The following is a 7,367-nucleotide window of genomic DNA, read 5'->3' as shown; positions in this document are numbered from 1 at the left end:
CCTACCAGAGTGGTGGTGAAGTGCTCCGCGACCCCGGTGCGGTCGCGCTTGGTGATGAACCACTTGCGGACGGAGTGGAGCACCAACCCAGGACGGTTAATACTGAACTGCACCCTGATCTTGTCAAATACCTTCGTGACTGCCGAGACAGTCAGAGCACCGCAGACACCACAGGAACATTAGGCGGCAGCGATCTGTTTCTTTGGATCGTAGAAAGGGCGCTCGCAGATCGTTGCACGGGTCGGGCCGGATTTTGTGACAACCTCGACTTCTGCACCGATATTGGCGTGTTCTGCTGCAACCATGGCCAGCGCGATGTTCTGCTTGAGGCGCGGGGAATAAACGGCAGAGGTGACCTTGCCGATGGTGTCGCCACCCAGATTGATTTCCCAGAACGTCGTGTTGGGGCCGGCAAGCGGCTCTCCATCAATGATCAGGCCGATCTGTTTGCGGCGGACACCCTCCTCCTTGATGCGGCGCAGGGCGGCCTTGCCGATGAAATCAGCGTCCATGTCGAGATTGACCAGCCGGTCAAAGCCAAGCTCGAAAGGGTTCGTGCTCATGTCTGCATCGGCGTGATAGGACAACATCCCGCCCTCGATCCGGCGGATGGACGAGGTGTGCCCGGGCTTGAGGCCGAATTCGAGACCCGTTGCCATAATGGTTTCCCACAGCAGATCACCTTTGGATCCGTCACGCAGATAGATTTCATAGCCCAATTCACTGGACCACCCTGTGCGCGAGACGATCAGCGGAATGCCATCCAGTTCGACTTCGCGCAGCCAGTAGTAGCGCAGATCCATGATGTCGTCGCCAAAGAGCGCCTTCATGATCTCGCCGGACATGGGGCCCTGCAATTGCAAAGGGGACACGTCAGGTTCGCCAATCGTCACATCAAGGCCCGCGTTGATCGCAACCCCCTGCGCCCAAAGCAGAATGTCGCTGTCAGCCAGTGAGATCCAGAAATGGTTTTCCGCAAGGCGCAGCAGGATGGGATCGTTCAGAATGCCGCCATCTGCATTTGTGATCAGGATGTATTTGCACTGGCCCACGGCCATCTTTGACAGATCGCGGCAGGTCAGCATTTGCGTGAATTTTGCAGCATCCGGGCCGGTGATTTCAACCTGACGCTCGACGGCCACATCACAAAGGATCGCTTCGTTCACAAGGTTCCAGAAGTTCTGCTCGGGGTCGCCGAAGTCACGCGGGATATACATGTGGTTGTAGACGGAAAACCCCTGCGCGCCCCAACGCACTGTTGCGTCAAAATAAGGCGACTTGCGGATCTGTGTGCCGAAACCAAAATCATCTGCTTGCATTGAAACGTCCTCCCGTTTGTCTGTAATCCTCCCGACCACAAACTGGTCACTTCTGATCGAGATGTAGTCTGAGAAGGGCAAGAAAAGCGGGCTGAAGATTCCGCAATTGCAGACCAATCGGGCCGTTTTGTTCATGCTTAAAGGACCGTTTGGGCCGGATACCCTATTTGGCGCGCGCACCCGCCAGTTTTGCGATGTTGGGCAAAGCTGATTTCACTTGTCGGGTCGCAAAATGGGTCATGTAGCGGTCGATGCCAAGATCTTCGGCATGGAGGTCTTCCACAAAGGCCTGAAACGCAGTCAGGCTGGGACTGATGACTTTCATGATGTAGTCAACGCCGCCGCCCGTGGCGATGCAATCAATGATCTCGTCACGGCCGTTAATGTATGCCTCAAAACGGTCGAAGTCGGCCTTGCGATGCCGGCTGAGCGAGACTGTCACAATGACTTGGGCGAAATCGGCCAACTGACCAAGCGCAATTTCAGCATGATAGCCACGAATATATCCCGCCGCCTTCAGTCGCGTCAGCCGCGCCCAGCAGGGTGTCGCAGAAAGGTTGCAAACCTCCGCCAGCCTGGCTTTGCTCAACTGGCCGTGCTGTTGCAAGGCACTCAGAATGCGAATGTCTGCGGCATCAAGGGCTATTCGTTTCATGCAAATTGTCCTAACGCGCTTAAGAACTGGCGGGATGTGTCTTTTCCAAAGTTTTAGCCTGAAACCTAGAGGCCAGAGGTCTGCTTTGCGACAAAAACCAACGCTTAGACGCCCAACTGGTCTGCGTTGTTCAGCATTTGAACCAATTTGGTGGTCCGGAAACGATGCAACGCGATCAACGGACGGCACTGGTGTTGCTATGGTGCCGTGATGGGAGGCGGTTTTCGTCGCTTGCCTGACACCGCATTTCCCGCAATGGCGACAAGCAGAACCATACCGCCGATCAAAGTATTCACGCTTGCCGTTTCACCCAGAAAGAGCCAGACCCAAAGGGGACCGAGCAGCACTTCGGCGAGAGACAACAAGGCCAGCTCTGCCGCAGGCAGGCTGCGCGAGCCTAACGTATAGAGGATCAGACCGGCTCCGACCTGAAAAACCCCCATACCCATGGCAATGCCGCCATCATTCGGGCTCAGAACGAGCGGAAGCCCAAAGCCTATGCAGATCACCAAGGTAATTGCGATTGCGAAGAGACCAGACAGGAAGACTGCTGGCAGCATCTCGCCCGCTCGGCCCCAACGCAAGGCCACGGTAAAGACGGCGAAACCGAATGCTGAACCAAGGGCCGCCAGACTGCCCTTCAGGGCGACGCTGCCGGATTTGTCCGCGACCATGATCGCAATCCCGCCAACGGCAGCGGCAATCGCGATCCAGGTTGCGAGGCGCACACGTTCACCCAGAACGAACCATCCCAGCACCGCCGCCATAAACGGTGCTGTTGCAAAAAGCAGCATGGCGTTCGCGACCGAAGTATTCTGGATCGCGTAGATCCCACCGGAGTAGGCGGCAACCAGCGAAAGTCCTGCGATAATCACGGGGAAACCAATCCGTCGGATCTGGACAAAGGGACTCTCGCCCGACCGGATGCGAATAAGCACGTAGAGAAACAGCGACATGCTGATCGAGCGATAGAGGAGAATCTGCCATACGACGGCGTCCTCGATCATGCGAATTCCAAGACCAACCGTTGACCATAAAACCCCCGCGGCAAAGACGAAGAGCACACCGTGTTTGTGCGCATCCGTATTTGAAGAAGGGGGCGAGATAGATGTCATTTAGGCCCAATCATAGATTTCTCTGCACAGAGGTTAACTCGTCTGACGGATATCCGATCACTCATATACGACATTCTTGGGGACTGCTGCGCAAAGTGAAGAACGCGTCTCTCTTCAATTCTGGCACAGAAACGCACTTATCCTTTTGGTTTTCGGAAAAGGGTGAAAGAGGCAACTGTTCACATCACAAGAAAATTCGCCGGTTTGTGTGTGTGGACAAAATTGCAGCCATCATTCCAGCCGCGCGCCAACACCGAGATCATCAGCGACCTGCTTGCGCGTCAACCCGCCGGAAAGCGCGATACACTCTGCATCCTTGCGGAATGTGTCCGTCCGTTTCAGTCTATTCGTTCATCTCCTTTGTTGCAGCAAATGCTATCAAAGAAGCGGCATCAAACCGGGACAGGTCCATACCGGCCAGTCCAGACATTTCGTATTCTTGCGTTTCCTCGGGGTTCAACGATGCGCAGTTGTCGGCTGCTACCTTGAAGCTTCAGACGCGAAGCTCCCGATAGGTGATCCGCCGCAATATCCATTCGAAAGGACCGAGCGCAAAGCGGGAGCGCCAGATGAGCAGCGCCCCCATCAGCCCCGCAGTCACGGCGATAGCGATGGCAACGGCCGCAAGCCGATCCACCGCGCCCCAAAGGCCGAGCCCGTAGCCGGAAAAGATCGTCGAGAGGATGATGGACTGACCAAGATATATGCTCAGGCTTGAACCACCGGCGGCAAGCGCCTTTGCCATGACCGGCCCCGGCGGGCGCGATAGTGCGGCGATCAGTCCGAGGTAGCCAAGGGTTGCAAGCGGTGCCGAGACGACAGTCAACAAGACTCCGGGCACTGGCGGCCCCCATTGCCAGATCGCGGCCCCGACAAGACCCAGCACCACGCCCGGCCCAAGGCACCAGCGCCTTGCGCGCCGCCATAGCGGGTGCCCTGCGTCGTCGATCATGCCGGACTTCACCGCCGCCAGGCCAAGGCAAAACCAGCCAAGTGCCGAAACACCTTGGATCACCAGCAAGGAAGGAAGGATGAAGGCAAAGCCGATGCCGCGAAACAGGACGGCCTCGAGGAAACCGCCCTCGGTCAGGATCGCGCGTTCCATCGCGACGATGTCGGGCGGTGTTTCTGGAGCGGCGAGCAGCAGTGGTGGCGCGATGACGGCCTGAAGAACAAGCAAAGCCGCACCGACCTTGACGAGGCGCCGCACAGGCCAATCCCGGAACAGGTACAGGATCCCGCCCGTAACGGCGTAGAGGGTCAGGATGTCACCGGGGAAGAAAAGGCAACCATGGGCGATGCCGAGGATCGCAAGGCCGATCATGCGGTTGCGGTAGACGCGCCCGAAGGGCAGCCCGCGACGCGCCGCCGAGCGCATCAGGAACCCCAGCCCCACGCCGAACATGAAGGAGAAGAGCCCGTAGGTCTTCAGGAGCGCCAGCCCGTTCACGAGCCACAGTGTCATCGCATCCAAGGTCGTCTCCGCGCCCGGATCCGCGAAGCTGCCAAGCGCGGAAAACGCGATGAATTGGACGTTGACCACGACGATACCAAACAGCGCAAAAAGCCGCAGGTAATCGGGCATCAGGGCGCGTTGCGATCCGGTCATGAGCGGGTGAACACCGACAGCGCCAACGTCAGCATCTCTCGGACGCGGGCGGGGTCTTCGCCGGAGGCGCGTTGGGTGATCCCAAGGGCGATCTGCTCGCCCAGGTATTTCGCCGCCGCGGCGACGGGCATTCCGCCTTGCCACTCACCATGATCAAGGCTGGACTGCAAAAAGGCGGCATAAGCGCCTTGCGCTGCCGCGTCGATCTCGTCCACGCGGGCGCGTGTCTGTGACCCAAGGCGGTGCTTGCCCGCCCGCATCTTGTAGAAAAGGCAGCCCGTTTCCATCCGGGGGTCGTCGCAGGCAAAGTCGATCAAGGCATCCAGCGTCTTGTGCAGTCCCTGCCCGCCGTGCAGGACCGCAAACATCTCTGACAGCACTTGTTCGGCATAATGATCGAGCACCGCACGCGACAGCCCGTCCTCGCTGCCGAACTCGCGGTAAAGCGAGGGCTTCGATATCCCTGCCATCTGGCAGATCGCATTGACCGACACATCGGCCGGATCGCTTTGCCAATAGGCGTTCATCGCGACGTCGAGCACCTGCCCGGCGTTCATTGTCCGCGGCCTGCCGCGCGCGGGTTTTGAATCATCATCAATCATTTTATACTAACCGGTATTTTTATCTTGACGCAGAGCATGCAATATTTATACCAGTCAGTAACACAGCGTGCAAGCAGGAGAATGATCCATGACCGGAACAGCGCGAACGGTTGACATAACGGGGGCCAGCAGCCGGCTCGGCACTGCAGCGGTTCGCGCAATTGCCGACAGAGGAAACCACGCTTGGGGCATCATGCATGATGCCGAGATGCGCAACACTGCCCCCACCTGCCAGAAAGGAAAACACATGAAAAAGACCCTCATAGCCGCCGCATTTGCGACCGCAATACTCACCGGACCCGCCCTTGCCGATGATATCGACACTGTGCGCGCGTTCTATTCCGACATCCTGACCGACCCCGCCGGAACAACGCAGGAAAGGTATTTCGAAGTCTTTTCGCCCGATGTCGTCTCAATCCCACCCCCGCCGGGCGGCGCAGGTGCGCAAGGTATGCTCAACACGATCGCCTTTCTGGGGCAGGTTGTGCCGGACCTCACGTGGGAGCCGCAGGAGATCATCGACCTCGGTGACGGGCGGTTCGTGGTGCGCAGTCTCTTTCGCGGCACACCGGTAGGCCCGTTCTTCGGGGTCGATCCGGCAACCGGTAAAAGCTTCGAGGCCATGTCCATTGACATCGTGACGGTCGAAGACGGGCGCATCACGCTCACCTACCATCTGGAGGATTGGACCGGCGCAGTCGCACAGCTGACCGCCGAGTGAATACTGAAAGCGCGGCGGCAACAGATGCTGCCAAGCTTTCCTGTTTCGGCCTGTTTCAAAGGAACTTTAGCGATGTCGACCACTTTTGCCTCTACATGCGGCCTGCTCTTGTGCCTTGCCCCTGCTCTCGTCCATGCGGTCGAAATCTTCCGTCCGCTTTGGGCGCGATGGGTGGTGAACTGGGTATTGCCCTTCTTTGCCCCCGACCTGCCGCGCCCAGCCAAGGCCCTAACGCATGACGACCAGATCACCATGCTGGACGCTGCTCTCGCAGCTGCCCCGAGTGACAAGGCCCCCGCAGGCGCGGACTATATCTTTCTGATGCTCTTCGAACAGCGCCAGGGCGCGCTCGCCTTTATCGCTGTAGCGGCTGGTGTGCTCTACGGGCTGACCCTGCCCCTCGCCGACCGCCACGCCTTACATCTGGTCTTTGGTATCATGGCGGCCCTGTTCGCACTGGTGAATGCCAACCATGCCGGTATCCCGGCACTGGGGCATCATCCCAGGGTCAGCCGCAACGGACGCAATGTGGGCCGCGTCTTTGCACCGTTCTGGTTGACGGCGGCGGTCCTGAACTTTCTTGGTTTCACGCAAGCTTTCGCCTGAACCATGTCCAATACGGGCTGGTAACAGCCATCCGCCGGACGCGGCCAACGCCGGTTACATGCGCGTAGCAGGCCTTGGCCGCGCACATATGAATAGCATGCACTTTTGTCACGCGCCGCGCAGTCCCATATCCCAAAACGCGACCTCTAGCCGTGTTGCCGTTGTGAACCGTGCCTGAAGGTTTGGCCAGCGCATGGATGTGTTTGGATCGGGGCCCAATCGACGCGCAATTGCGCCATCTATCATCTGACCGACCGAAGCCATCACGGTTTGATATTCGGGGTCACTATAGGTCGCAATCCAGTCGCGATAAGGTGTCTGGGGCGCGGCCGATTGCGCCAGCCGCAGGCCGATTTCACCGTAACCAAAACAACATGGCGCAAGTGCTGCCATCAGATCAAGGAAGTCGCCTTGCAGCCCCGCGTCCATCACATATCGCGTGTAGGCGAGGTTTTCGAATTCCTCGACTGCATCAAACAGCGTTGCTTCATCAATACCTTGCGCCGCGCATGTTGTCACATGCAGGGCCATCTCCTGATTGACCAACGCATCAACCGTCCCCGCACAGACCTTCATCTCGTCCAGCGTTTCGGCCTTGACCACGGCCAGGGACCATGCGCGCGCAAAATGCACAAGGAACACATAGTCCTGAATCAGGTAATGCAGGAAGGATGCGCGCGGCAAAGAACCGTTCCGCAAACCTTCGACAAAGGCGTGGTGGGTATAATCGCGCCACGGAC

At 58.4% G+C, this 7,367-nt stretch carries 8 protein-coding genes; 2 read left to right on the top strand and 6 right to left on the bottom strand.

The window, feature by feature from the left end; translation table 11 throughout:
* Positions 1–179: 179 nt before the first annotated feature.
* The 5 genes from VGP75_RS11930 to VGP75_RS11910 form a co-directional block, all read right to left on the bottom strand.
* Positions 180–1,319: a glycine cleavage T C-terminal barrel domain-containing protein gene (locus tag VGP75_RS11930; protein WP_327543876.1), complete on the bottom strand. Its 1,140-nt coding sequence runs from the start codon at positions 1,317–1,319 to the stop codon at positions 180–182.
* A gap of 163 nt (positions 1,320–1,482) precedes the next feature.
* The gene (locus VGP75_RS11925) at positions 1,483–1,974 is read right to left on the bottom strand and encodes an Lrp/AsnC family transcriptional regulator (protein WP_327543875.1); all 492 of its coding nucleotides are present in this window, start codon (positions 1,972–1,974) and stop codon (positions 1,483–1,485) included.
* A gap of 197 nt (positions 1,975–2,171) precedes the next feature.
* Entirely contained in the window at positions 2,172–3,089 is a 918-nt protein-coding gene (locus VGP75_RS11920; protein WP_327543874.1) for a DMT family transporter, read from the bottom strand.
* 493 nt (positions 3,090–3,582) lie between these two features.
* A complete protein-coding gene (locus VGP75_RS11915) occupies positions 3,583–4,698 on the bottom strand; it encodes a DUF418 domain-containing protein (RefSeq protein ID WP_327543873.1) in 1,116 nt (371 codons plus the stop codon).
* On the bottom strand, positions 4,695–5,255 hold the full coding sequence (locus VGP75_RS11910; protein WP_327543872.1) for a TetR/AcrR family transcriptional regulator: 561 nt from the start codon (positions 5,253–5,255) through the stop codon (positions 4,695–4,697). Before VGP75_RS11910 ends, VGP75_RS11915 begins: the two co-directional genes overlap by 4 nt.
* A gap of 292 nt (positions 5,256–5,547) precedes the next feature.
* Between VGP75_RS11910 and VGP75_RS11905 the strand changes: the two genes are divergently transcribed.
* The gene (locus tag VGP75_RS11905; RefSeq protein WP_327543871.1) at positions 5,548–6,021 is read left to right on the top strand and encodes an ester cyclase; all 474 of its coding nucleotides are present in this window, start codon (positions 5,548–5,550) and stop codon (positions 6,019–6,021) included.
* Positions 6,022–6,093: 72 nt separating this feature from the next.
* A complete protein-coding gene (locus tag VGP75_RS11900) occupies positions 6,094–6,627 on the top strand; it encodes a hypothetical protein (protein WP_327543870.1) in 534 nt (177 codons plus the stop codon).
* 108 nt (positions 6,628–6,735) lie between these two features.
* Here VGP75_RS11900 and VGP75_RS11895 read toward each other — a convergent pair.
* On the bottom strand, positions 6,736–7,367 hold a 632-nt coding region (locus VGP75_RS11895), incomplete at its 5' end, for a TenA family protein (RefSeq protein ID WP_327543869.1).

This window comes from Yoonia sp., assembly GCF_036007805.1.
In the GTDB taxonomy this organism is placed as follows: Bacteria; Pseudomonadota; Alphaproteobacteria; order Rhodobacterales; family Rhodobacteraceae; genus Yoonia.
This window is presented reverse-complemented; position numbering and strand designations above follow the sequence as displayed.

What these genes read in the sequence shown, in the direction of transcription:
- VGP75_RS11930 (WP_327543876.1), bottom strand. Translation starts at nt 1,319, where the DNA reads ATGCAAGCAGATGATTTTGGTTTCGGCACACAGATCCGCAAGTCGCCT.
- VGP75_RS11925 (WP_327543875.1), bottom strand. Translation starts at nt 1,974, where the DNA reads ATGAAACGAATAGCCCTTGATGCCGCAGACATTCGCATTCTGAGTGCC.
- VGP75_RS11920 (WP_327543874.1), bottom strand. Translation starts at nt 3,089, where the DNA reads ATGACATCTATCTCGCCCCCTTCTTCAAATACGGATGCGCACAAACAC.
- VGP75_RS11915 (WP_327543873.1), bottom strand. Translation starts at nt 4,698, where the DNA reads ATGACCGGATCGCAACGCGCCCTGATGCCCGATTACCTGCGGCTTTTT.
- VGP75_RS11910 (WP_327543872.1), bottom strand. Translation starts at nt 5,255, where the DNA reads ATGAACGCCGGGCAGGTGCTCGACGTCGCGATGAACGCCTATTGGCAA.
- VGP75_RS11905 (WP_327543871.1), top strand. Translation starts at nt 5,548, where the DNA reads ATGAAAAAGACCCTCATAGCCGCCGCATTTGCGACCGCAATACTCACC.
- VGP75_RS11900 (WP_327543870.1), top strand. Translation starts at nt 6,094, where the DNA reads ATGTCGACCACTTTTGCCTCTACATGCGGCCTGCTCTTGTGCCTTGCC.